Origin of the sequence: Flaviaestuariibacter flavus, from assembly GCF_004337505.1 — a bacterium.
In the GTDB taxonomy this organism is placed as follows: domain Bacteria; phylum Bacteroidota; class Bacteroidia; order Chitinophagales; family Chitinophagaceae; genus Flavisolibacter; species Flavisolibacter flavus.
The window spans coordinates 220226-241788 of sequence record NZ_SJZI01000052.1 but is presented as its reverse complement, the minus strand read 5'-3'; the positions used below and the strand labels follow the sequence as shown (position 1 = coordinate 241788).

Genomic DNA, 21563 nt, shown 5'->3' with positions numbered 1-21563 from the left:
GCGCTTCACAGATACGCTTTCCTTACTAATTCACAACCATTCCCATCTGCGGCGCCGCATAGCGGGTTCCGGCAAAGGACCCCTCCGGAAAGGTCTTGTCCAGCCAATCCAGCTCCTCTTTTGTCAGTACAATATCCGCGGCATGAATATTCTCCTGCAAGCGGCTTTTTTTGGTGGTACCGAAAAGAGGCAGGATATCACTCCCCTGGTGCAACACCCAAGCCAGGGCGAGTTGGGAGGGTGTACATCCTTTTTGCCGGGCCAGCTCCTGCAATTGGGAAACCTTCCGTTTGTTCTCCTCGAAGTTTTCGCCGCTGAACCGGGGCGCGTGCGCCCGGAAGTCAGAAGGAGCAAACTGGCCGGTAAGCTCACCCGACAGCAAGCCCCTGCTCAATACACCGTAAGCGACAATACCAATTCCCAGCTCGCGGCAAACGGACAACAGCTCTTTTTCAATCACCCGGGAGGCGAGGGAATATTCAACCTCTATGGCCGTAATTGGATGGACCTTATGGGCACGGCGAATAATGTCCGGACTGGCTTCGGAAAGCCCGATGTATTTCACTTTCCCTTGCTGAATAAGGTCCGCAATGGCACCGACCGTATCCTCGATGGGAATGGCCGGGTGAACGCGGCCGGGCTGGTAAATATCAATGGCGTCAACGCCCAACCGGTTGAGCGAATAGGCGGCAAACGTCTTCACAGCCTCAGGACGCGTATCGAAACCGAGCCAGTCACCGGCCGGGGAGCGCAAGGCCCCAAACTTTACGCTGATCACCGGTTTTTCGCTTCGCCCCTTCAGAGCCTCCTGGATCAGCAGTTCGTTGTGCCCCATGCCGTAATAGTCTCCCGTGTCCAGGAAATTGATGCCCATCTCCAGGGCCGCCCGAACCGTTTCAATGCTTTCATTGTCGTTGCGGCTTTCCTTACTGCCATACATATCACTCATTCCCATAGTTCCAAGACCGGGTGCCGATACCAGGGGACCGGCTTTACCTAATTAACCTTGTTTCATTTCTCCTGATTTTAGAATTCAAAGCAAAAGTCGGACACTACTCCCGTTCGATTATGGTGAGAAGTTCAGGAAAATCGCGGCAGCGCTGAGATCAGGACCGATGGGCGTCGCGGAACTTTTTGGGAGTAATTCCGGTAAAATGCCGGAAGAACTTGCTGAAGTTGGAAGGATCAAATGTTAGCTGCCGGGCGATGGCGGCTATGGAAAGATCGGTCGTAAGAATAAGTTCTTTGGCTATTCCCAACAACCGTTCTTCCTAGATATCGCAGGGCGATCGCTTCAGTTCTTCCTGAATCGTATTGCTCAGGTGAGTGGGATGAATGTGCAGGAGCGCGGCAATATCCTTTATTTCAAAGGTGTCCGCAGCCTTGCCGGACTTCAGCTCCTCCAGGTGCTTGTCCAGCTCTTTTAAATAGGCTTCGGTAATTTCCCGGGGACGCTTCATTGACTTTTGATATGGGATTTTCGAAATTCCAGCGGCGTTTGCCCTGTATGCCGCTTGAAAAACTTTCCAAAGTTAGCCGGGTCGGAGAAATTCAATTGCCATGCGATCTGAGCTATATCGAAATCCGTATAGAGGATGAGCGAGCGGGCCTCGGCAACTATACGCTCATTGACAAAGGCAAGGGCATTTTTGCCGGAGGCGGCTTTAATCGATTGCGACAGGTGGTTGGGTGTGATAAAAAGAAGGTCTGCATATTCCTCGATCGTTCGTTTTTCGAGGTAGTAGTTATTTACGAGTTGCGTGAATTTTTTCAGGAGTGTCTGCTGCGGTGTAGCAAAGCCCCGCTCCCACTGGTTGAAAGCGGCAGCGAACTCTTTGAGCTGGTATAAAAGAGTCAATAGTTTCAAGGCTGCAATCTTGTGCTCTTTATCGGACGTGGCTTCATACGCTGTAAACACTTCTTCAAACAGTGGGGCAAACTCATTGAAACGCGGCTGGCTGAGCTTGAAGAAGTTGGTATGCAGTAAGTCGAAAAACGGAAACTCACTTTCAAAATCAGGCTTGAAAAAAGAGAATGATTCTTTTTTGAAATAAATCAGGTATCCGGACGCAGAATCATCGCGAAAGAAGCTGTACAACAGACCGGGTGACTGAAACACAAGGAAAGAGTTGAGTTCGGTGACGCTGGTGGTGTCGTAGATGATCTTTGTCTTGCCCGCATTTTTCACCAGCGCCAGGAAATAAAAATCCTTTTTGAACGGCGGCTTGTATCGTTCCATTGCCGGCATATTTTCTTTCAACCGAAGACAGAACAGGTTGGGATCGCTGGATTGGTAACCGGATGAAAACGATTGAAGAAATGCATTGATTTCTTTGTAAGCCGGTATGGTGAACGGTCCATGTTCCATGGAATAAAGATAAAAGCTGCCACTCTAGGTTTGTACCAATACAGAAGGAGTCGTCAACATTTTATGCGGAACCGTACTTTAAGACAGGTACCATGGAGGCTTCGGGAAAAATCGCCGCTGAGGTTGACAGACCACTATTGAGCAGAATTTACGCGACTTCCCAATTAACCGTTGTCTGGTTTTGAAAAAACCCGTTACACATTTGATAGCCCAACTGACATCGGCACAAAAAAAGGGGAGCTTACAAGCTTACTTTAGGCTTTCAAGTATTGGCGAAATATACATAAGGATTCATGCGTTGCAGAGGCGGGAAAATTTATTGCTGCCGTTCATTGGAAATCCAAATGTTGAATTACTTCCGTCAACTCAATAGCACGATGTCAGCGTCGATTGGGGCCATACGTTTTTAGCGGTCAGGATCCCTTTCTTGACTTACGGTTGACCAATTGGTTTGTTCCCTCTTTCAGGGATGACATGTAATATAACTGGGATTAAGAATAAATATAGAACAAAGGAAGAGGTTACAAAATATGAAATAACAATGATAGCCATGTAAATGTAGACAGTAAACAAAATCCTGTGTTTTGCATGCGTAAAATGTTCTATGGTAAAATGCGGTTTAATGTATTCCTTTTTCCATGCATACCAGAGCATAAGGTAGTTTCCCAAACTTGAAAGAATCAGGTTAATCCCCAGAAAAATGATGCTCAAATTATCATGCTTGTAATCAGAAAGAAAGCCAATTGAAAAAGGAATGATGCAAACGAACATTAAGAAAATGATATTTAACCAACTACTAGTCCTGTCAGTTTTCATTACGTGATGGTGATGAAAATGAGAGCCAATCCAAAGAATGCCCAGCGTTACAAAGCCTAAAATGTAAATAAGTAGTTTTTGAAAAGTGTGTTCGAAAAAGTAGTCATTAAGTTCAATAGAATTCAACCCGGTGGGAATCTTGACCTCTAGAATCAAGATGGTCATTGCTATCGAGAAAGCCCCATCTGTCAATGACTGTATCCGTTTTATATCTAACTCTGTTTCTAAAGACATGTTGATAGAAATTTGAATTTCACAAAAGGCTTGCGGCCAACAATTGCATTCTCTCGTGCCCTTGTTCAAATGTAAATTGGCTGCGCCGAAATCTAATTCATCTAATGTATCATCCCAATCTAGCTACCAGGAAAAATGAAGATCAAAATTGCTTGATTAATACACTATGACAGCTTTTGAACAGATAGCGGGGTGCCTGATCGAGGATCTGCTCCTGCGGGCTTCTTGAAGTGAAGCGCCTGAGACCGCAACCTCACCGGCGGTGCATCGAAAGGAAACGGTGGTAAGTACTTCTAATACCAATGCAAGAGAAGCCGATAAATTTTCTTTGACAAGCTGCAGAACATTAGCGGGAATGAAGAATTGCTCCGCTCCTGGCAGCACATCCTGCGCGACCACTACCAGAAGGACGGCGGAGAGAAGAACGCGGAACAGGAAAAGCCAGTGAAGGAAGTGGAGCTCTTGCACAAGCGTCTGGACGATTACCGGAACATCAAGGCTAAACCGGAGCCCAAACTGAAGCGGCTTACTCGCCCGAAAAGTGAACAGGAGGAAAAAGGCTCAGATATTTCATAAGTGCTTGACTTGTGCTTCTATTTCCTGCGCAACCTGCCGGAACTTTTTCTGGAAGCGAATCTCAACTAAGTGGCGCTAATTCTTGGTTCGACCTTTCCGGAAATAATCGTGTTATGGTTTAGAACCCAACAGGTACGTCACCTACACCTGGCCATCGTGAAAAACCTCAAGCCCCATTCCGGCATGAGCGAATAAAGCCGAAGCGAACACCTCCAGGTCGCCGTCGTCTGCGTAGAGAATCAGGTCATGTGCCATTTGTTTTTTGAAAAAGGGCCAGGCATCAGCAACAACAAACGGGCCCTGCAGAGACGGCGATCAGCTTCGACCGAATAAATTTCACGGCCAGGACATCGGGAAATAAAGGGAAAAGCGAGCGCCCTCATTCGGCAAGCCATCCGCGGTGGCGAGCCCTCCATGCCGGTGCATAATACGGCGCACGATGGCGAGCCCGATGCCGGTGCCAGGATATGCGCCCACGGAATGCAACGTACGAAAAACATCGAAGATGCGCTCGTTGAAGCGGGGCTCGAAGCCGATGCCGTTGTCCTGTATTGAAATGCGAAAGTATCCACGGTCTTGCGTCAGAGCGGCGATCCCGAAGCCGGCACCTGTATTACAGGTGCCGCTGATGTGGATTTGGGGCGGAATGCCGGGTCGCGAAAAGGTAAGCGCATTATCGATCACCTGGCGAAATGCTTCGTGAAATTGTTCGCCAGCGAGCGGAAGGGTAATCGCCAGCTCATTCACAACCCTTGCGCCAGCCTGGTCCAGCCGTCCGGCAAACCCATCGAGCACCTGATCAACAAGCTTATCAGCTTCAACCTCCTCTGGCTGTTGCTCGTGGAGGTTGACCCGGGCATACCGGTAGATATCCTGTATCATGTTGCTCATCCGCATGGCGCCGCGCTCGATACGGTACAGGTCTTCCCGGCCTTTGGCGGACAGAGCAGCCGATTCAGTACCGAGGAGTCGGTCGGCGAAAAGGCGGATCTTGCGCAGTGGCTCCTGCAGGTGGTGGCTGGTGATGTAGGCGAACGCTTTCAAGTCGTCCAGTGCCGCGGCCAACTCGGCGGCTCGTCGCTCTTTCAGCAACCCCTGGCGCTCTAGTTCGGCATTGGCGATCTCCAGCTCACCGGCACGCTGCGCCTTCTCGTAGCTCTGAAAAAGCAGCTCCTTGTTGGCAAGCAGCAACTCGGCGGCCCGGCGCCCTTTCTCGTCCTCCTGATGCCGCAGTTGCTCAAGCAGGTCGGCCAGTTGTTCCTCGCAACGGTCTTGCGACACACTCATGCTTCCCACTGCTTCAATTCTGGCTGGCGTCCGGTGTGCTCTTTTTGTCCACCGGCCCCGCTTTACCGCAACGGGCCCTTTTTTCTTGTTCCCGACTAGCTGCTTTTTCTGTTTCATTTATTCCTCCGGTACTTTAGGTGCAGCCTATCCATGCAAAACCCGCAGTCCTTCCTCAAAAGGAAATAAGCGATCATGAATAGATCGGCGCATGGGCAATAAATAGCCTGCCTTCACTTTTTAGTCGTTTCTGAACCCGGCGTGTCCATGTTGTTCGACTTCGCGCAAAGCTCTTTATGAATTCAGGTGGCCCCGTGATCACCATCGAAGATGACAAAGACAACCAGGATACGCGACCAGGTAAAGATGAACGCGAAGCTGCGGGTCAAATGCATACCGTACCTGTTTTTCACAACCGCTAGCGACCAAAGCATTGTCATCGACGCGTATAGTAAATCCGTTCAGGGTTTCTTTATAAAGCCGAATTCCTATCCCGCGCTCATGGAAACCATCCGCGTCATCATGGAAAACGGGACACTCTGTTCTTCCCCTACAAGGTCGCAGCACTAATGCGGCAATTCCTTTTCGCCATCGCATAGGGAAAGTTCCTTCCCCTTGAGCGCAAAGTAAAGATTCTGGAGCTGGTGCAGCGATGCGATCCTGCGCACAATCGGGCGGCGCATAAAATCGAGCAGGTTGAAATCGTTGTCGAGGTCCAGTTCGGATCGATCGTTGCCGCTGCCGGCAATGAGCTGCCAGAAATGGAAATAGTCGCGAAATACAAAACCGCATCGCAGCAGAATGCTTTCGGAGAGCGCCACCGGCGACAGGTCTTCCGGCTTGTATCCCTGGATCTGGGTTGTCAATGCATCGCTATCGGCCTGTACAGTGTTCCGCCCGATGGCGGTCAGCTGGCGCCATTTGTTACCCACGCTCACATAGTTTCCGATCCGCAATTCCTGTACAGGTATCATAAAGGTTCTTTTTACAAGGTTAACAGAGGCTTTACCGGGCCTCCATTTCGAGAAGTAATTGCCTGATGACATGCGGCGTTTCCTCATTCATCCGGTAGGCACCCGCCAGGCAGCGCTTCCCTGTAAATGGAGCGCAATCTCAGGGGTCGGCAGGTCCTTAGCTGTTCGTCCACCGCTAGTAGGGTCACCACCCGGTAGTCATCGCCATCAACGAAGAGACCGAACGTAACCGCCTCAACAGTTTCTTCCACAAAGTGCCCGGAACGCAGCGCCTTACCGACATTTGGAAGTTTGGCGTCGTCGGGTTTGTTTTTGTTCAGGCATCCTCGGGGCCGACGCTGTTGCGGTTCCGAATCGCCTGGGTCACATAGGCTTCGAGATCGTGCTGGAAGAGCGCCTATGGACGGCTCGCCTCAAAAAGCTGCTCCAGCACGGAAAGCGGGATATCCTTCGAGCCGATCCGGTCGGCCAGCTCTGGATACCGCACCGCCAGCCGGCTGTTAAGCCAATGATGTTTCGCAAAAGACAAGAACATGGATGCGGTTGCGTCGATGGGCGTTGAAGTCGAGTGCGGTAGTGCCTTGCTGAGTTGCGCCTCCAGCTCCGGATAATTGGATAAATAAAACCGGTCGGCTGGCCCGATGAGATAAATGCGGTAGGTGTTCATGGTCCATTATTTTTGAGAGTCAACTAGGCGGGAAGCGGGAAAGAAAAGGCAAGAAAGGAAACATGCACCGCGGCGGCCCGCCAGCGGTAAAAAAAGACAGCGGCTCGTTGCAGGAGCCCTTGCTAATACGGGGAATATCATGCCACGATAGCGGCAAGACCATGCGCGTCGCTTTTTCGGGAACCTACCGCTCCCGAGTCTTCACTACAAACTGGTGTAGGTAATACTGGATGTGGCGCTGCAGGTTTTGCGATAGATCATTCTCCTGCCGGTTATGTTGGTGCGCCTGCAAGAGCCCGGACGCCAGTGCTTCGAGACGGGCTTTTAGTGCCAGGCCAAATGCGTGGCGAGTCTTTTGAAATTGCTGCTCCTCCTTTTCGCGGTGGAGGGCCTGCGCGGCCTGGTCGAAATCGGCAAACAACTCGAAAAATGCGCCGCGCGCCTGCTCGTGGAATTCAGCCAGGATCTGCTCGTTGTCGTCTTTCATACATTGTCGTTTACGGATTTCCGAACGGGTGGGTACAGGAGCATTGGGCAGAAACCAAATTATTATGCCGGCAACCAGACTGTGAAGGTGGAGCCGGCGCCGGGCACGCTACGCACCTGAATGATCCCGTGATGGTTTTCCACCATTTTCTTTACGATGGCGAGGCCGACACCCGATCCGCTGAACTCGGCCTTCCCGTGCAAGCGGGCGAACATCTGGAAGATCTTCGCTTCGTATTCCTGCGGAAAACCGATCCCATTGTCGCGAACGCTGATGGCCTGGAAGTGCCGGCCGTCGCACTCTTGTTGCACCGCCGAAACGGAAATATGCGGTGGCACCTGTGGCTTGCTGTACTTCAGCGCATTGCCCACCAGGTTTTGAAAAAGCTGCTGCAACTGGCAGCGATAGCCCTTTACGACGGGCAGGGGGTGCACCTGCACGACGGCCCCTTTCTGCTGGATGTGCAACTCCAGGTCTTCGAGCACCTGCTGCACCACAAGGTTCAGGTCTACCGGTGCCATTTCGTGCGGCAGCTGGCTTACATGCGCATATTGCATCAGGTCGTCGATGAGGCTGCCCATGCGCTGTGTAGCTGTTTCGATCCGTTCGAAGGAATGGGCTTTCCCATCGTAAAGCTTGTTCTCAAGTTGCTTCTTCAGATGGCTGGTAAAGTAGCGGATCTTGCGTACCGGCTCCTGCAGGTCGTGCGAAGCCGCATAGGCGAATTCCTCGAGATTCGCATTGGAGCGCTTGAGCTCCTGGTTCGCCTCCTGGAGGGCGCGGTTGATGTCGGACAGCTCCCGGGTTCGGTGCGCCACCACTTCCTCAATCTTGCGGCATGCGATCGCCTGCCGGGTTACGTCGATGGCGATCACCAGCACGCTTTCGGGCAGCATTGCGCCCGGTTGGCGGAAAGGTTGGCAGACGTAGTTGAAATAGCCGGTCTCTTCCGGGCCCGCCTGCCCGCGCGGCAAAGGCACCTCGTAAGCGTGCCTGGTGGCGCCGGTTTGGAGCACGTCGTGCAAGAGCGTACTGAATCCCTGCTCGCGCAGATCAGGAACCACGTCAAAGTAGCGCTGTCCCAGTACGTCGGAAGATTTGCCCCAGTGTGCCAGCGCGGGCGGATTCGCCAGGTCAATCCTAAAATGCGGGCCAGTCAGCATATAGATGGCAAAGGGCGCCTGCATGAAAAGGCCGTAGGCCTGCTTTAGGCCTTTGATCTTTTCATCCTGCTCCATGGCGCTGACCTCGGGAGAAATGTCTTCGGCGGTATGAATGATGAAGGCTACTTTGCCATCCGGAGAAAGCACCGGTCTGTTGCTGACGCGCCGATAGTGTTTGGTGAAACCTTCATCGGCACCCGCAATGTCGTAGCGCTGCACCGGCAGCGCGTGCGGCTTCCGGAAGCGGAGCACCTGGGCGAGCGAATGGGTAAGGTCGTGCACGCCGGTATCGGAATGGCTATCCGTGCAGGACGGTGCTATTTCGAAGATACTTTTGCCGAGGAGCGCTTCTTTCCTGCAACCCATCTGGGCCAGGTATGCGGGAGTGGCGGCAAGCACCGTATACAGGGGCGCATTGTTTTGCAGCAAGATGCAACTTCCAGGCAGCGCCTCAAACAAGGCCTCCGTAAAATAATCGGGTTGCGGCAAAATGGAATCATTAGGCATAATGGCTTTTATGAAGGTTGGCTTTATAGATACGGTTTACCAGGTAATTTCCGAAGGATCGGAGGGCGTCCGGGCAAGGGTTGCTGCAAGTCCTCGTTGGTTCGTCTTTCGGCCTGCGCGCCAACTTTATGCCTACCAACGGCACCGGTCAGTAAGAACGTCTGGTGCTGGTTTCCTGCCTGCCGTTGACGGTGTGTTCATTCCCGAAGTAGCCCCATTCCAACAGCACAGGCACGCGCGACCGGAAATAGGCGGCGCGGGCCGCATAGCTGCGGGGCAGGGCATTGCGGTAGCCACGCTCCCGGATATTCCAGAGGGTATCTGCCTCAAAGAAATATTCACTGGCGCAGTTGCGGCAATCCGAGGCCGGCGGGGTAACGTTCACCTTAGTCAGTCGGTTCTTCCAGAAATCATAGACCACCTGTGTGCCCCGTCGCGGAAAAGCGGCGTTGCTGCTCTCCCGCACAGAGTGGAGCATACGTTCTTTTTTATCAAAAAAATAACTGCGGCTCGACCGCAGAGTTTTTCCGGCGGAATCAACGGTTTCGCCTGTTTCGTAGGTGATCAGGTAATACTTGTCGGGCTGAAAGCGCCGCACCTTTGCCTGCACCCGCACCGTGTCGATCTCCTGCGCCTGGGCTGCGAAAGCAAGCAAAATGGCCATTGCGAATGCGGCTACCAGGTTTTTCATAACATTTTTTTAGATGTTCAAGGATATAGTGAGGGTTATCGGCAGAAAAGATTGCCTCTTTTGCAGGTATGAAAAAATCAACTGCTGTGGGCACCACAAAGGAGGGAGGATCGAAAGCGTGAAATAAAGGGATACTCCTTTTCAGGAGCAACAATCAGTCCACGAAAAGCCGCTCACTGCGTGCGCGTGCAACGGGCCGTAAAGTGGTCAACTTGTCTGCACCGGCGCATCCTGCTACTTTATCGCACTATGCACGGGCTTCACTGTTGGGATGCCTTCGGAAGGCGGACGGTGCTGTTGGCGCCGCTTCGACCGAATATATTAGACATTATGAGCTATTAAACCTACCTTCTCGCTTCCGCTGGCATTGCTACTGCCTCTGCTTTTCGCCCTATTCCTAAGCTGACGGCCTTCCCTTTTTGTTCACTCCTCCTAATCAATGCGTATGCGCCCCCTTGTGGTTCAATCCCTGTTCACACCGCGAAAAGTCGACCGGCTGGAAAGTTACCTGTCCGAGGTGAATCGCTTGCCCATGGTGAGCGCTGAAAATGAGGCCCTTCTTGCACGGAGCATCCGGAACGGCGACCCGGAAGCGCTGCAGCAACTGGTGCAAGCCAACCTGCGCTTCGTTGTCACGGTAGCCAAACAATACCAGCACCGTGGCCTGGCGCTGTCCGACCTCATCAATGAAGGTAACCTGGGCCTGATCAAAGCAGCAGCCCGGTTTGATGAGAGCCGCGGCTTCAAGTTTATTTCCTGTGCTGTATGGTGGATTCGCCAGAGCATCGCTCAGGCCCTTTCTGATAAGGGACGACTGGCGCGCATACCTTCCAACCGCATCGGGGCGGGCATTCGGGTACAGCACATGCAGGCACTCCTGGAGCAGGAACATGAACGACTTCCATCCACTGAAGAATTGGCCGAAGCCATGGGCATCTCTGTCGAAGATGTGCGGTTGGCGCATTCGGTCAATGAGCGGGTTAACAGTCTTGATGCGCCCTTACCCGGAAGGGAAGACGCAACGCCTTGCGACGAGCTGTCCAGCGAAGACGAAAGAATGGCTGCAGATCATTCCCTGGCACATACGCTATCACTGCAGATTGAGCTACGCCGTTCCCTCGCAGGCCTTAAGGAGCGTGACCAGCTGATACTTTGCGCCTTTTTCGGAATCGGGCATGCGCGCCCGCACACTCTACGGGAGATCGCTTTATCGCTCGACATGACAACGGAACGCATTCGCCAGATTAAAGACAAGGCATTGCAACTACTACGGCAGCGCAACAATGCCGTATTGCTGCGTGCCTTTCTCTGACGGACGGACACGGATACGAAAGCCCCGCCTTCGCATCTCCAACCGGCCGCTGACGAGCCAGGCGAAACATTTCGATTCGCGGAGCGATTATTGCATTTGCTACAGTAACGGGACATCAGGTCCAACATTAATCAACAGGTTATTTCTTCCGGGTTTCAGCGCGCTTGCCGAAGATTTAAGCATGCAGCAGGAACATTGGGTAACTGACGCGCATTCCGAAGCTATACAACGCGATGACACTACAGCTGCGATCGTTACACTAGAGTAATCATTTTTAAAATACCGCAAATGTTGTCAGACGAAATGGGCTTCTTCCCGCTCGAAGTGCAATTAAGCGAATTGGAAACCGCTTATGCGGAATGTTTTATGGAAGCGGATAAGGAAGTGCTGGCATCGCTGTGGCTCCGAATTCAGGAAGTCAAAAACCAGCTCGGAATTAAAAATCCTGACAACCTGGGTAACAAAATTTAATAGAGAAGTACTTGCATCGATTTTGTCCGATGCTATCATTCAGAATCTTGTTTTTCACGCATACCGGCACCATAATCATTTTTGCATTGGCGCAAAGCCTCTTCGTCAGTCAAAATTGTTACAACGACCTGAAGGATTTAGTCGATCTGATCATCAAGTGCTGTTTGAAAGGTTCTTCTCCGAACAAATCCTGATGCACCAGCTGCGCCGGCGCTGCTGTCGGAACCACGGCGGTTCTGTTCAAATAAGAGGCGCACAAAAGAATAGAGCCGAAGATGCAATAATAAGCGTAGCTCACACCAGTTATCATTTGAGCCTCGCATTCAGTACCGGCTACACCCTTGCCTTCGCATTCAACCTGCTTCCGCATTTATCTCTCCCCTACTCCTTGCCTTTCTTAGATATTTATCTGATCCTTTCAAACAAACATGTACGATCCTTTACGTATTGAATCTTGATTTTACTATGGGAAATCAGGATCTCCAGGACCTTTTTACGCCCTTTGGCGAAGTCACTTCCATGTTTCGCGCCGTTACATTCGATCACGCTGCTTCTTAATCGATTCAGGAAAGAGATTTCTGGTGCTTATCAACTTCTTTCCACCATTCCGTAAATACCTGCGTGCTGTCATTTAGGTTACATCGACCGGGCCGGTGTCGGCGTGCCCGGCGTTGCCGAAGCTCCTACGATAATAATTTTCATTTTATGTAATTTTATTTGACACAAAACTACTTTCAGTGGCAGGCGCCGGGTAGGACAGCCGTAGAGTTGTATCGGACTTAAATATGCTTATCGCGAACTGCTACAATTCCGACCATATGTAAAGGGGAACGCCAAAGGCGACAAGCGGCTACAAAGTGAAGTTCCAGCCACTGATCTTTAGCTGTTTAGAAAATCGGTGAGATGCTTGTTGAAGATCTCCGTTTGATCAATCAGAGGTAAATGCCCCGCATTCCCAATGATATGAATCTTTGCATGTGGAATAATCCTGGCAGCCCTTTCACCCGCTTCAACAGAAAACATCCGATCTTGCTTTCCCCAGATAATTAAAGTTTTGCTTTTGATTTGCTGCAGGGATACATCATCGATTTTCGAAACAGCAGCACCCCTTCCTAGTCTGAAAACGTTTTTCCCTCCAGTAGATTTAATAACAGCAACAGAGTAAAGACTATGATTTGGATCCCTATTTTCTGGCTTATAGAGAATAAAATGAGCATTAAAACGACTTGCAATCATGGATGGAAAAGTATTCAACCATACCATTCCGAACAGAGACCAAAAAGAAACTTTTGCTTCCAGGCCAGCTGAATCAACCAAAACAAGTTTATCGACCATCTCCGGATTATCTATGGCAAACTGCAATGCTATAGCGCCTCCTTGTGACAGCCCAACTATATGAGCGCGCGATATATTTAAATTAACCAGGAAATCTTTTAGCCACTTTGAGAAATAGCGGCGATCATAAGGCGCAGCGGGTTTGTCGGATTCTCCATATCCCACGATATCTGGCGCCAGAACGTGAAAGAGTTTGGCCACCGCCGCTATCGCCGGATACCAGGTGACGGCACCTGCACCGGCTCCATGTAATAAGATCACCGGATGACCAGTTCCAGCCGATAAATAAGCTGTCCTAACCGCGCCTACCATTATTTCACTTTCTTCTACGGCAACCCCCATCTTGCCTATCAGCGATTGCCTAAAACTGTTTTTTGTATTTGCATTCAAGACTTTGCAGTTTGATATAATACCGTTGAAAATAGTGCTACCAAATTTCATTTTTCGATCGGTTACGAGAATTTTAGAATTCGTTGTAATTGCCGGGCACTCTTAAAGCCGCATTGAGCTGCGATATATTCAATGGTATACTCCGGATTGTTGAGCATGGTTCCGGCATATTCTTTCCTAAGCAGCGTGAGGTATTCCAAAACGGTCGAACCAGTCTTTTCCTTAAACACCCGGCTTAGGTTTCTTGGACTCATCCCCACGGGCGCAGCCAGATCTTCGACATTATTGTCCTATGCGAGGTTCTCGATCATATAATCCTGCACTTCGTGGATCTGTGGATTAATATGGTTTCGATAATCAAGATAGATGCTTTGCTGACGATGTTTTCCACTTCGCCGGTGATAGACAACTAGGCCTCTTGCAACCTTGTGTGTAAATAGCGGTCCTTGTAAATCCTCCAGGATCGCGAGTGCGAGATCAATACCCGCGCTGATTCCTGCACTTGTGTACACGTTGTTGCTTTTGATGAAGAGAATATCGGATAACACGCGGGCCTCCGGGAATTTGGACTGTAGCTCTTTTACTCTTCTCCAATGCGTTGTGCATTCCGTATCCTTAAGCAGGCCTTCTTCTCCAAGCGCAAAGGCCCCGTTGCAGACCGAGCACACCGTTATCTTTTCTCGGGAGCACGCCTTGAGCCAAGCAAAAAAATTTTGCTCTGCTCGGAAGGCAATGCTACCAACATAGTCGAAACTCATTCCTGGCACGAATAGGTAATCCCCCTCTTTTAGAAGTGCATCGTTGAAATTCCTCAGTTCCCCAAAAGCAAGTCCGGAGGTGCTAACAGGCTCCTCTCCAATCGTATAAAATTCTTTACCACAATTGGAGATTTGCTTTTCGCAACGATGTCCACATTGGCTTTTCCAGTCGCATTAAAAAGATAATAGGGCGCCAACATATCGAAGAGCTCGGTTCCGTCGTTGTTGGCTATTATAACGACATTTTTTTCAGGTTGTCGTGAAGCGGAAGCCCGTAAGCGAAGTTGTTGCCCCCTTTATAAGCGGGTGTTGTTCCGAACTCGCGAAGTGCGCACAAGCTGTGAGTAAGAACATGGTAACTACAGCCAACAAAATGAACGCGTCAAAATATCTGCGATTTTTCATTATATTTCCTTTTAGGATTTATGGTATTTGCGTTGCGAATCAGCGACCGTCCTGCAGCCTTCAAGAGATGCCTTGGCTTACCTGTTTGGACTAGGGGATGCGTTCAAACAACTCCGTTCGGCCGAACAGAGAAAATCCTACGTACCCCCGTACCTTAATATTGGAGCCGCTGAACGAAATTTTGCAGCTGTATGTCTTCCCGCTTTCAGGGTCGTAAACCTGGCCATTGGTATAAATACCCTCCTCGAAAGAAAAGCTGGTCAGCAGATCCAGGCCAACCAAGGCCCTGCTTCTTAGTCGCACATCAGGGTTCTCGGTGTCTTTCCGGGGATGGAGCGCCCAGACCGTTCTTCCGAAGTAACGATCGCCCTTTTTGTACATTTCGATCTTAGCATCCTTTTTGGGAGACCAGTACAAGCCTAATATTTTATCTGGTGCCGCCTGACCGTCTTGTGCAAAGGCGTTCACGGCAAAAACGAATAGAACAATCGTAAGAATGATTGTTTTTGAAAGCTGTTTCACGTTGATATTTTTTTTGATGGATGGTGCAGTTGGTGGCAGCTTGACGAGGTAAAATTAGACTGGCTGCAAAGCGCCTGGAGGACAGGAAGATGTCAAAAACAGACAAGATGTCCGTATCAACATGTTTGCGGAAGCAGGCCTTAAAAAATACCGTGCTGCGGCATGCAGAAGGTGCCGTCATTAACAGGACCATACAGGTGGCGCTGGCGTGGATGCCGGCTGCGCAATCGTTATTCGGCCTTAAGACTTCACCAGGCTTTCCTGTCGGGACGACGAACCGCTTTTCAGCGTCTTGAAAAGAAAGAGAAAGTACAGGCCATCAATAATATCGATTACGAAACAAAAGGTTGGCCAATAGCCTGGTATATCCGTCTGAACAGGCACGCCGTTGTGATGAAATATATCCCAGACGCCGTGGAGCAGGATCCCGTAAGCCAGTAGCAGGACGTTCCGGGTATAGCCGATGATCGCCATGAAATAGAAACCAAGGGCGATGGCCACTTCTAAGATGATAAAGCGAATCCCGTTGCCCTTAAGCGAGAAACCAACATAAATAAAGGCAATGGCTACCAGGATCGTGGCTGCTACCAGCTTCATTTTAAAATATCCTGATAACAGCTGGCATAGAACGATGATCAATGCAGCGGTTATTAGGCCGAAAATTGTCTCTAACATGATGAAGGATTTTATTGCTAACCAACCGCTTTAAGCCATTCTCCTTTTGTTCCCGAATACAAATATGTTTCGGTTTATGAGCCTGTGAAAGACCGACAGGTGTCATAAACGGACAGGCGATTTGCAAGACCGCTTGATACTTAAAATGAGAAACACCAGGTAACGCTTTTTTGAACCGAATGCGAACTGCGTCAATAGCTTATGCTGAAGCCCGCTCCCCAGCCCATATCGCTGTCGTAATGCGATGAGAGCAAGAAATATCTGGTCAGAACATACCTGAACCCGGTCATATATTCCTTATCCGAGTTGAAATAGAAGCTAAAGCGCAGACGGCTGCTGAGTGCCATGTCTTCCCTTCCTACCTGCAGGCGAAGCTTTCCTTGCATATCGATCCGGGCATCTGCCTTCAGCAACATCGGCAATACGTATTGAACACCTGCGCATAAGACGCTTCTTTCATTCCTCGTGTTAACCTGTCCAAAAAGATCGCGTTCGATGGTACCATGTGCGTCCTGCGGCTCTATCTTCCTGGACCTCCAGTCAAAGCCTACATAGGGCATCAGCCATTGGTTGGCCCCGATGTAGCTTCCGATATGGGTTTCGCTTTCATAACCTCTTTCTTTAGTGCTTCCCAACCGCCATTCTGTCTGCAGTCGCCAACGCGTATTGGAAAGTGCAAATTCTCCATCGCTGCCGTTGCTTTCAATACTTACCTGCGCTGACGGATAGAACTTTTTATCGTCCCGGTATACTTTCCGCATGTCCTGCCGGTAAGCAGCTCGCACACTGGCCGTGTCCGTATTCTCATAGCTGAATATGCGGCCCATGCCTGCCATCATATGATAGAGAATGTGGCAATGAAAATACCAGTCACCGCTATTTTCGGAAGCGTGAAACTCGATGGTATCTGTTTCCATGGGCATCACGTCGAGCACTGTCTTCAGGGGCGCAAAGTCGCCCCGCCCGTTCAGCACCCTGAAAAAGTGGCCGTGAAGGTGCATGGGGTGACGCATCATGGAATTATTCTGAATGACGATCCGTATGTTCTCCCCTTTCTTAATCAGGATCTTGTCCGACTCCGAAACCGTTTTGTTGTTTACGGTCCAAACATATCGATTCATGTTCCCGGTGAGCCCGAACTTCATTTCCCTGAGCTTTCCAGGCGGCAAAGTAGTTTGTTCGGGCGCCTTTAACATAGCGTAGTTCAAAGTGCTGATGGCCCCATTGCTGTCCGATATTTCCGGGTACATCACCGTGTTCATATCCATCTGTTGCAGGCCCATATCCATGCCCATATCATTCATGCTGCCGTCCATGTTCATCATGTCATTCATCATCTTCATGCCATCAAAATATTTGAGCATCGGCAATGGCTTGAGGGCTTGCCGGGCGCCATCGCCTATCCAGAGCGAAGTGCTCCTGGTCCTGTCTTCCGATGTGGCCATGAACTCATAGCTTCCTTCATCCGGAACGGTTACCTCCACATCGTAGGTCTCAGACGCGCCAACAATAAGCCTGTCAACGGCTACAGGCACAACGTCCTTCCCGTCTGTTGCCACAACGCTTATCTGCCCTCCAGCGTAGCGCAGCCAGAAGTACGTAGACGAACTTCCGTTTATGACTCGCAGCCGCACTTTATCACCAGCCTTAAAACCACCTGCGTGGTCAGTTGGCTTGCCGTTTACAGTAAACAGATCGTAATAGACATCGCTTACATCCATAGCCATCATCCGCTTCCATTCATTTCCAAGCTTTGTTTTTAACCGCGCTTGCTTCAGGGCCTGCCAATAGTCTTGCGTGGCGCCTTTTTTTATAGCGTACCAATCCGAAGCATTGTGCAAAGCGCGCTCGATGCGCTCTGGCTTTTCATTGGTCCAGTCACTCAATAAAACGGTGTATTCTTTTTCCGCCTGTTTTCCTCTTTTGTGAATAATGAAAGCTCCATACATTCCGGATTGCTCCTGGAGCATGGAATGCGAATGATACCAATACGTGCCATTTTGCACGATGGGAAATTTATATATAAAGGTTTCGTGCCCTTTTATAGGCGCCGTTGTGAGGTAGGGAACACCGTCCTGACTATTCGGCAGAATCAACCCGTGCCAATGAATAGAGGTTTCCATATGCATTATATTATGAACATGGATTTCGGCGGTATCGCCCTCTGTAAATTCAAGCTGCGGCGCAGGAATAGAGCCATTAATGGCAATTGCCTCCGTCTTTTTACCTGTATAGTTAACGATGGTGTCGGTTACGTACAAATGATAAATAACCCTGCCACCCATTTTCATCCGAAAAGGTTTACGGCCGTGTTCCTCTTTACCGGGCATCAACACGCCGTGTTGGCCCTGCACCATCAGGGCAGCAAGCAAAAAAACGCACACTAATAACTTTCTCATATGCATCATGGCATTAATAAATTGGAGCAGTCGATTATTTTATCGTTTCGGTCACTTTACCGCAGGTGAGCATACTGCTTCCGTAATAGGGATTTCTTATTCCGGATTCAGCGCTGATCCAGTATGCTTTTTTCATCGGGCAGTACGCGATATAGGCGGGCTTTACAAGCTGCGACGCCCTGACTGTGATTATTATGTTTTCAGATAAACTTTGAAAGAAAACACGCTGCTTTGAAATCTCCTTCGCGCTTGCGACTGCACTTGCATCTGCCAACAGCGGGGCCTGAACACTTTTGAATGCTACCTGTTCAACGGTGGACAAAGCAGACGCATCCATCCCTTTTATCAATGCGACGAAAGCATCCGCTGCCCTGGCGGCAGCCGCAACGTCGCTGGCAACCAATGCATTCTTGATATCATAATATGCTGAGAGCAGCGTGGGCACCGGTTGCGGAATTTCACGGCTGAAAGATTGGAACGGAGCCATCAGGAACGTGGTCAAGGCTAAAAAAACGGTAGTTGCTTTTTTCATATCTAATCGTTTGAGGGAGCAAAGCTATTTGCAATGAATGGCGTGCTTGTTATACAATAAGGGCTAAACATTACATGATTATGAGGCAGGCTTGCCGGAGGCATTAAATAAAAAAAATCCCTGCAACAGGGATTTCTTTAAGAAAGACACGGCTCTGTTTTTAGCAGGCCGGGCCAACCAGCCCGGAGGCCAGTCTATTACAGACGTTCTGCTTTATAGCCGGCAGCCTCGATCGCTTTCACAACGGCGGAAGCATCTACTTCCTCAGCTGGTGCAATGGTCAGAATTTTTTCTGGGGACACGATATCTACGCGCCAGTTATCGGCTCCTACGGCATCGTTCAAAACCGGCTTTACGGCAGCTACACAACCCGAACATTTGATCGTTGTTTTAAATTTTAATGTTTCCATGATTTATTATTTATTCTGCAAAGCTATTTCGCACCTGCGGGGCGCCTCTTATACAATAGGGCGTTCCCTGTATAAAATTGTGGCGCTGTTCCCTAATGATGCTGGCGCCATGAAACGGGCTTTAGCTACATAAAATGGAGGTATCCTGCGCCAGAGCCCATTGTCATTTTTTTTGCCAGAAGCATGTTGCGGGTGCTTGTGGATCCTGCTTAAAAAGATGCCGAGCACATGTGCCAGGTATCTTTCGTCGAAGTTTCGCTCATAATCTGGTAAACTTTAGGCGAAGGCTGTTGCCAACTACACTTACAGAACTGAGCGCCATGGCTGCACCCGCGATCATCGGGTTTAGCAAAAAGCCGTTGAGCGGGTATAAAAGACCGGCAGCCAATGGAATCCCGATAATATTATAAATAAAAGCCCAAAACAAGTTCTGCCTGATCGTTCTTACTGTTTTCCGCGAAAGCTTCAGCGCTTTGGGGATAGCATTTAGGTCGGATGTGATCAGGGTCATTTTGGCTACGTCCATCGCAATATCAGAGCCACGCCCCATCGCGATACTCACGTCGGCCTGGGCCAGCGCTTGCGAATCATTGATACCATCCCCTACCATCGCAACCGTTTTCCCCTGCTTCTGCAGCAGCCTGATAAATTCGGCCTTATTGTTGGGCATTACTTCGGCTTTGAATTCCTTTATTCCAGCTTCCTGTGCCACTGCTGCTGCCGTATGCTTATTATCTCCAGTGAGCATATATACCTCGATGCCCTGACGCACCAAGCTTTGAACCGCTGCAACTGACCCTGCTTTTACTTTATCTGTAATAGCGATCGCAGCCAGAAGCGAACGGTCTTTAGCGTACATAACCACCGTTTTTGCGTCGGTTTGCCAGGAAGCAATGCGCTCGTCGAGGGGGGCATTCGGAAGCACTCCATGCGCAGCCATCAGCCGCCGGTTCCCGACCAAGTACAAGTCGCCGTTGACGACCGCCTTCAGGCCCTGACCGGTAATACTTTCAATCGCATCGACTTTTGCGGCGATTGCACCTTCCGCTTGAAGGCGATTGACGGCAGCCTCGGCAAGCGGATGTTCCGACTGCGCCTCGATAGCAAGCAGTATGCTCTTGAGAAGCGGCACATCGCGGTTGGTTGCGAACTCCATACCCGCCACGGACGGCTTTCCCTCCGTTATGGTGCCGGTTTTATCCAGCACTACTGCGTTTACTTTATGCGCTAACTCCAGGCTTTCAGCATCCCTGATGAGCATATTCTCTTCTGCACCTTTGCCTACCCCTACCATAATGGCCGTTGGAGTTGCCAGTCCCAAGGCACAGGGACAAGCGATCACTAAAACTGTTATCGCATTAATCAGACCCTGCGTAAACGCGTTTTCGCCACCAAATAGCATCCATGCCGCAAACGTCAGAAGCGCAATGAGTATAACTACCGGCACAAAAATCCCTGCGATCTTATCAACCAGCTTTTGAACCGGCGCTTTGCTTCCCTGTGCTTCCTGCACCATCTTTACGATCTGCGCAAGCACCGTTTCAGCGCCCACCTTTTCCGCTTTCAGCTGAAAGCTTCCCTTTTGATTGATGGTGCCCGCAAAGACCTTTTCATTCGCGATCTTTAAAACGGCCACGGGTTCTCCAGTGATCATGCTTTCGTCTACAAAAGATTCGCCTGAGCTGACAACGCCATCTACGGGCACCTTATCGCCAGGCTTCACAAGAAGCGTATCACCTGCTTTAACAGCGGTGATGTGCACTTCCAGCCGTTGCACTCCGTTATGGATCAAAGTGACGGTCTTAGGCTGTAAGCCCATTAACTTTTTCAGTGCCGATGAAGTATTCGACTTCGCTTTTTCTTCCAGTAATTTTCCCAGCGAAATAAATGCTATGACCACCGAGGCTGCCTCAAAATAAACATAGGGACGTAATCCGCGTTGAAGCCAGAAATCCGGCCAGATCGTATTAAACGCACTGAATATGTAGGCAACACCTGTGCTCAGGGCTACCAGCGTATCCATATTGGCCTTTTTATGCATCGCCTGTTTCCAGGCATTGACAAAAAAGGTCTTTCCGAAATAGAACACAACTGGCGTTGCCAGCGCCATCATGATCCAGTTGCCGTAGGGCATACGCATGTAAAACATCCCAATGATCACGATAGGAAGCGATAAGGCAGAAGACCAGATCGTTCGTTGCTGAACCTCTCTTAAATGCCTGCGTTGGGCGGTCTCCTTGATTTCTTCGCTGTTCTCGGTATCGATCACCAGGTCGTAGCCAATTGAACGAACAACGTTCTGCAGGTCGTTTTTAGTTGCCAGGGCGGGATCGTATTCCACCCAAGCACTTTGATTGGCAAAGTTCACGCCGGCGTCTTTTATTCCGGGGGCTGATTTGAGCATCGACTCAACACTTACAGCACATGCTGCACAGGTCATTTCCAGTACCGGGAAGGTCTCCCTGACCAATAATGCGGCTTCCGTTCCCGACTTATCTTTTATCTTAACTATGCTGGCCATGATTATTCTTTTCACAAAGGTCAGCAAGCCCGCATAGTCCCCTATTATACTTTGAAAGGCCGGATG

23 protein-coding genes are annotated in these 21563 nt (G+C 50.1%); 3 read left to right on the top strand and 20 right to left on the bottom strand.

From position 1 onward, the window contains the following. Positions 1–25: 25 nt before the first annotated feature. From EPD60_RS16630 to EPD60_RS16615, 5 genes are all read right to left on the bottom strand, one after another. Positions 26–955, bottom strand: a complete 930-nt coding sequence (locus EPD60_RS16630; RefSeq protein WP_262708851.1) for an aldo/keto reductase — start codon at positions 953–955, stop codon at positions 26–28. Between the two features lie 151 nt (positions 956–1106). After that, the gene (locus EPD60_RS17405) at positions 1107–1259 is read right to left on the bottom strand and encodes a helix-turn-helix domain-containing protein (RefSeq protein WP_207896735.1); all 153 of its coding nucleotides are present in this window, start codon (positions 1257–1259) and stop codon (positions 1107–1109) included. Between the two features lie 12 nt (positions 1260–1271). Continuing rightward, entirely contained in the window at positions 1272–1460 is a 189-nt protein-coding gene (locus EPD60_RS17180) for a hypothetical protein (protein ID WP_207896733.1), read from the bottom strand. Continuing rightward, positions 1457–2368 (bottom strand): helix-turn-helix domain-containing protein, encoded by a 912-nt coding sequence (locus EPD60_RS16620; RefSeq protein ID WP_131450644.1) that lies wholly within the window; start codon positions 2366–2368, stop codon positions 1457–1459. The genes EPD60_RS17180 and EPD60_RS16620 overlap by 4 nt, the downstream gene beginning before the upstream one ends. Positions 2369–2800: 432 nt before the next feature. Further along, positions 2801–3418, bottom strand: a complete 618-nt coding sequence (locus tag EPD60_RS16615) for a TMEM175 family protein (protein WP_131450643.1) — start codon at positions 3416–3418, stop codon at positions 2801–2803. Between the two features lie 363 nt (positions 3419–3781). Between EPD60_RS16615 and EPD60_RS16610 the strand changes: the two genes are divergently transcribed. Next, on the top strand, positions 3782–3994 hold the full coding sequence (locus tag EPD60_RS16610) for a hypothetical protein (protein WP_131450642.1): 213 nt from the start codon (positions 3782–3784) through the stop codon (positions 3992–3994). Between the two features lie 336 nt (positions 3995–4330). Here EPD60_RS16610 and EPD60_RS16605 read toward each other — a convergent pair whose 3' ends face one another. From EPD60_RS16605 to EPD60_RS16575, 6 genes are all read right to left on the bottom strand, one after another. After that, positions 4331–5398, bottom strand: coding sequence for a sensor histidine kinase (locus tag EPD60_RS16605; RefSeq protein WP_131450641.1), 1068 nt, complete (start codon positions 5396–5398; stop codon positions 4331–4333). Positions 5399–5844: 446 nt separating this feature from the next. Further along, positions 5845–6252: a hypothetical protein gene (locus EPD60_RS16595; protein ID WP_131450640.1), complete on the bottom strand. Its 408-nt coding sequence runs from the start codon at positions 6250–6252 to the stop codon at positions 5845–5847. Between the two features lie 397 nt (positions 6253–6649). Beyond that, positions 6650–6919: a hypothetical protein gene (locus EPD60_RS16590; RefSeq protein WP_131450639.1), complete on the bottom strand. Its 270-nt coding sequence runs from the start codon at positions 6917–6919 to the stop codon at positions 6650–6652. 184 nt (positions 6920–7103) lie between these two features. Then, complete coding sequence (locus tag EPD60_RS16585; RefSeq protein WP_131450638.1) at positions 7104–7406, bottom strand: hypothetical protein; 303 nt, start codon at positions 7404–7406, stop codon at positions 7104–7106. A gap of 62 nt (positions 7407–7468) precedes the next feature. Then, the gene (locus tag EPD60_RS16580; protein WP_131450637.1) at positions 7469–9076 is read right to left on the bottom strand and encodes a PAS domain-containing sensor histidine kinase; all 1608 of its coding nucleotides are present in this window, start codon (positions 9074–9076) and stop codon (positions 7469–7471) included. Positions 9077–9224: 148 nt separating this feature from the next. Continuing rightward, positions 9225–9767, bottom strand: coding sequence for a hypothetical protein (locus EPD60_RS16575; RefSeq protein ID WP_131450636.1), 543 nt, complete (start codon positions 9765–9767; stop codon positions 9225–9227). Between the two features lie 445 nt (positions 9768–10212). On the opposite strand from EPD60_RS16575, the gene EPD60_RS16570 reads away from it, so the two are divergent. Continuing rightward, positions 10213–11079, top strand: a complete 867-nt coding sequence (locus tag EPD60_RS16570) for a sigma-70 family RNA polymerase sigma factor (RefSeq protein WP_207896731.1) — start codon at positions 10213–10215, stop codon at positions 11077–11079. A 288-nt stretch (positions 11080–11367) separates the two neighbouring features. Continuing rightward, positions 11368–11550: a hypothetical protein gene (locus EPD60_RS16565; protein WP_131450635.1), complete on the top strand. Its 183-nt coding sequence runs from the start codon at positions 11368–11370 to the stop codon at positions 11548–11550. Between the two features lie 879 nt (positions 11551–12429). Here EPD60_RS16565 and EPD60_RS16560 read toward each other — a convergent pair. The 9 genes from EPD60_RS16560 to EPD60_RS16525 all read right to left on the bottom strand — a co-directional run bounded on the left by EPD60_RS16560 (position 12430) and on the right by EPD60_RS16525 (position 21497). Then, entirely contained in the window at positions 12430–13326 is an 897-nt protein-coding gene (locus tag EPD60_RS16560; protein ID WP_243647864.1) for an alpha/beta fold hydrolase, read from the bottom strand. An 11-nt stretch (positions 13327–13337) separates the two neighbouring features. After that, positions 13338–13547: a helix-turn-helix domain-containing protein gene (locus EPD60_RS17280; protein ID WP_262708853.1), complete on the bottom strand. Its 210-nt coding sequence runs from the start codon at positions 13545–13547 to the stop codon at positions 13338–13340. An 18-nt stretch (positions 13548–13565) separates the two neighbouring features. After that, positions 13566–14090: a GlxA family transcriptional regulator gene (locus tag EPD60_RS17275; protein ID WP_262708852.1), complete on the bottom strand. Its 525-nt coding sequence runs from the start codon at positions 14088–14090 to the stop codon at positions 13566–13568. A 438-nt stretch (positions 14091–14528) separates the two neighbouring features. After that, positions 14529–14960, bottom strand: coding sequence for a DUF2147 domain-containing protein (locus EPD60_RS16550; protein ID WP_243647861.1), 432 nt, complete (start codon positions 14958–14960; stop codon positions 14529–14531). 240 nt (positions 14961–15200) lie between these two features. Next, on the bottom strand, positions 15201–15635 hold the full coding sequence (locus EPD60_RS16545) for a DUF6010 family protein (RefSeq protein WP_131450634.1): 435 nt from the start codon (positions 15633–15635) through the stop codon (positions 15201–15203). A 191-nt stretch (positions 15636–15826) separates the two neighbouring features. Next, on the bottom strand, positions 15827–18034 hold the full coding sequence (locus EPD60_RS16540) for a multicopper oxidase domain-containing protein (protein ID WP_243647860.1): 2208 nt from the start codon (positions 18032–18034) through the stop codon (positions 15827–15829). 34 nt (positions 18035–18068) lie between these two features. Continuing rightward, entirely contained in the window at positions 18069–18566 is a 498-nt protein-coding gene (locus EPD60_RS16535; protein WP_131450632.1) for a DUF3347 domain-containing protein, read from the bottom strand. Positions 18567–18763: 197 nt separating this feature from the next. Beyond that, complete coding sequence (locus EPD60_RS16530) at positions 18764–18976, bottom strand: heavy-metal-associated domain-containing protein (protein WP_131450631.1); 213 nt, start codon at positions 18974–18976, stop codon at positions 18764–18766. Positions 18977–19235: 259 nt separating this feature from the next. After that, positions 19236–21497: a heavy metal translocating P-type ATPase gene (locus EPD60_RS16525; protein ID WP_207896729.1), complete on the bottom strand. Its 2262-nt coding sequence runs from the start codon at positions 21495–21497 to the stop codon at positions 19236–19238. Between the last annotated feature and the right edge of the window lie 66 nt (positions 21498–21563).

What these genes read in the sequence shown, in the direction of transcription:
- EPD60_RS16630 (WP_262708851.1), bottom strand. Translation starts at nt 955, where the DNA reads ATGGGAATGAGTGATATGTATGGCAGTAAGGAAAGCCGCAACGACAAT.
- EPD60_RS17180 (WP_207896733.1), bottom strand. Translation starts at nt 1,460, where the DNA reads ATGAAGCGTCCCCGGGAAATTACCGAAGCCTATTTAAAAGAGCTGGAC.
- EPD60_RS16620 (WP_131450644.1), bottom strand. Translation starts at nt 2,368, where the DNA reads ATGGAACATGGACCGTTCACCATACCGGCTTACAAAGAAATCAATGCA.
- EPD60_RS16615 (WP_131450643.1), bottom strand. Translation starts at nt 3,418, where the DNA reads ATGTCTTTAGAAACAGAGTTAGATATAAAACGGATACAGTCATTGACA.
- EPD60_RS16605 (WP_131450641.1), bottom strand. Translation starts at nt 5,398, where the DNA reads ATGAAACAGAAAAAGCAGCTAGTCGGGAACAAGAAAAAAGGGCCCGTT.
- EPD60_RS16595 (WP_131450640.1), bottom strand. Translation starts at nt 6,252, where the DNA reads ATGATACCTGTACAGGAATTGCGGATCGGAAACTATGTGAGCGTGGGT.
- EPD60_RS16590 (WP_131450639.1), bottom strand. Translation starts at nt 6,919, where the DNA reads ATGAACACCTACCGCATTTATCTCATCGGGCCAGCCGACCGGTTTTAT.
- EPD60_RS16585 (WP_131450638.1), bottom strand. Translation starts at nt 7,406, where the DNA reads ATGAAAGACGACAACGAGCAGATCCTGGCTGAATTCCACGAGCAGGCG.
- EPD60_RS16580 (WP_131450637.1), bottom strand. Translation starts at nt 9,076, where the DNA reads ATGCCTAATGATTCCATTTTGCCGCAACCCGATTATTTTACGGAGGCC.
- EPD60_RS16575 (WP_131450636.1), bottom strand. Translation starts at nt 9,767, where the DNA reads ATGAAAAACCTGGTAGCCGCATTCGCAATGGCCATTTTGCTTGCTTTC.
- EPD60_RS16570 (WP_207896731.1), top strand. Translation starts at nt 10,213, where the DNA reads ATGCGCCCCCTTGTGGTTCAATCCCTGTTCACACCGCGAAAAGTCGAC.
- EPD60_RS16565 (WP_131450635.1), top strand. Translation starts at nt 11,368, where the DNA reads ATGTTGTCAGACGAAATGGGCTTCTTCCCGCTCGAAGTGCAATTAAGC.
- EPD60_RS16560 (WP_243647864.1), bottom strand. Translation starts at nt 13,326, where the DNA reads ATGAAATTTGGTAGCACTATTTTCAACGGTATTATATCAAACTGCAAA.
- EPD60_RS16545 (WP_131450634.1), bottom strand. Translation starts at nt 15,635, where the DNA reads ATGTTAGAGACAATTTTCGGCCTAATAACCGCTGCATTGATCATCGTT.
- EPD60_RS16540 (WP_243647860.1), bottom strand. Translation starts at nt 18,034, where the DNA reads ATGAGAAAGTTATTAGTGTGCGTTTTTTTGCTTGCTGCCCTGATGGTG.
- EPD60_RS16535 (WP_131450632.1), bottom strand. Translation starts at nt 18,566, where the DNA reads ATGAAAAAAGCAACTACCGTTTTTTTAGCCTTGACCACGTTCCTGATG.
- EPD60_RS16530 (WP_131450631.1), bottom strand. Translation starts at nt 18,976, where the DNA reads ATGGAAACATTAAAATTTAAAACAACGATCAAATGTTCGGGTTGTGTA.
- EPD60_RS16525 (WP_207896729.1), bottom strand. Translation starts at nt 21,497, where the DNA reads ATGGCCAGCATAGTTAAGATAAAAGATAAGTCGGGAACGGAAGCCGCA.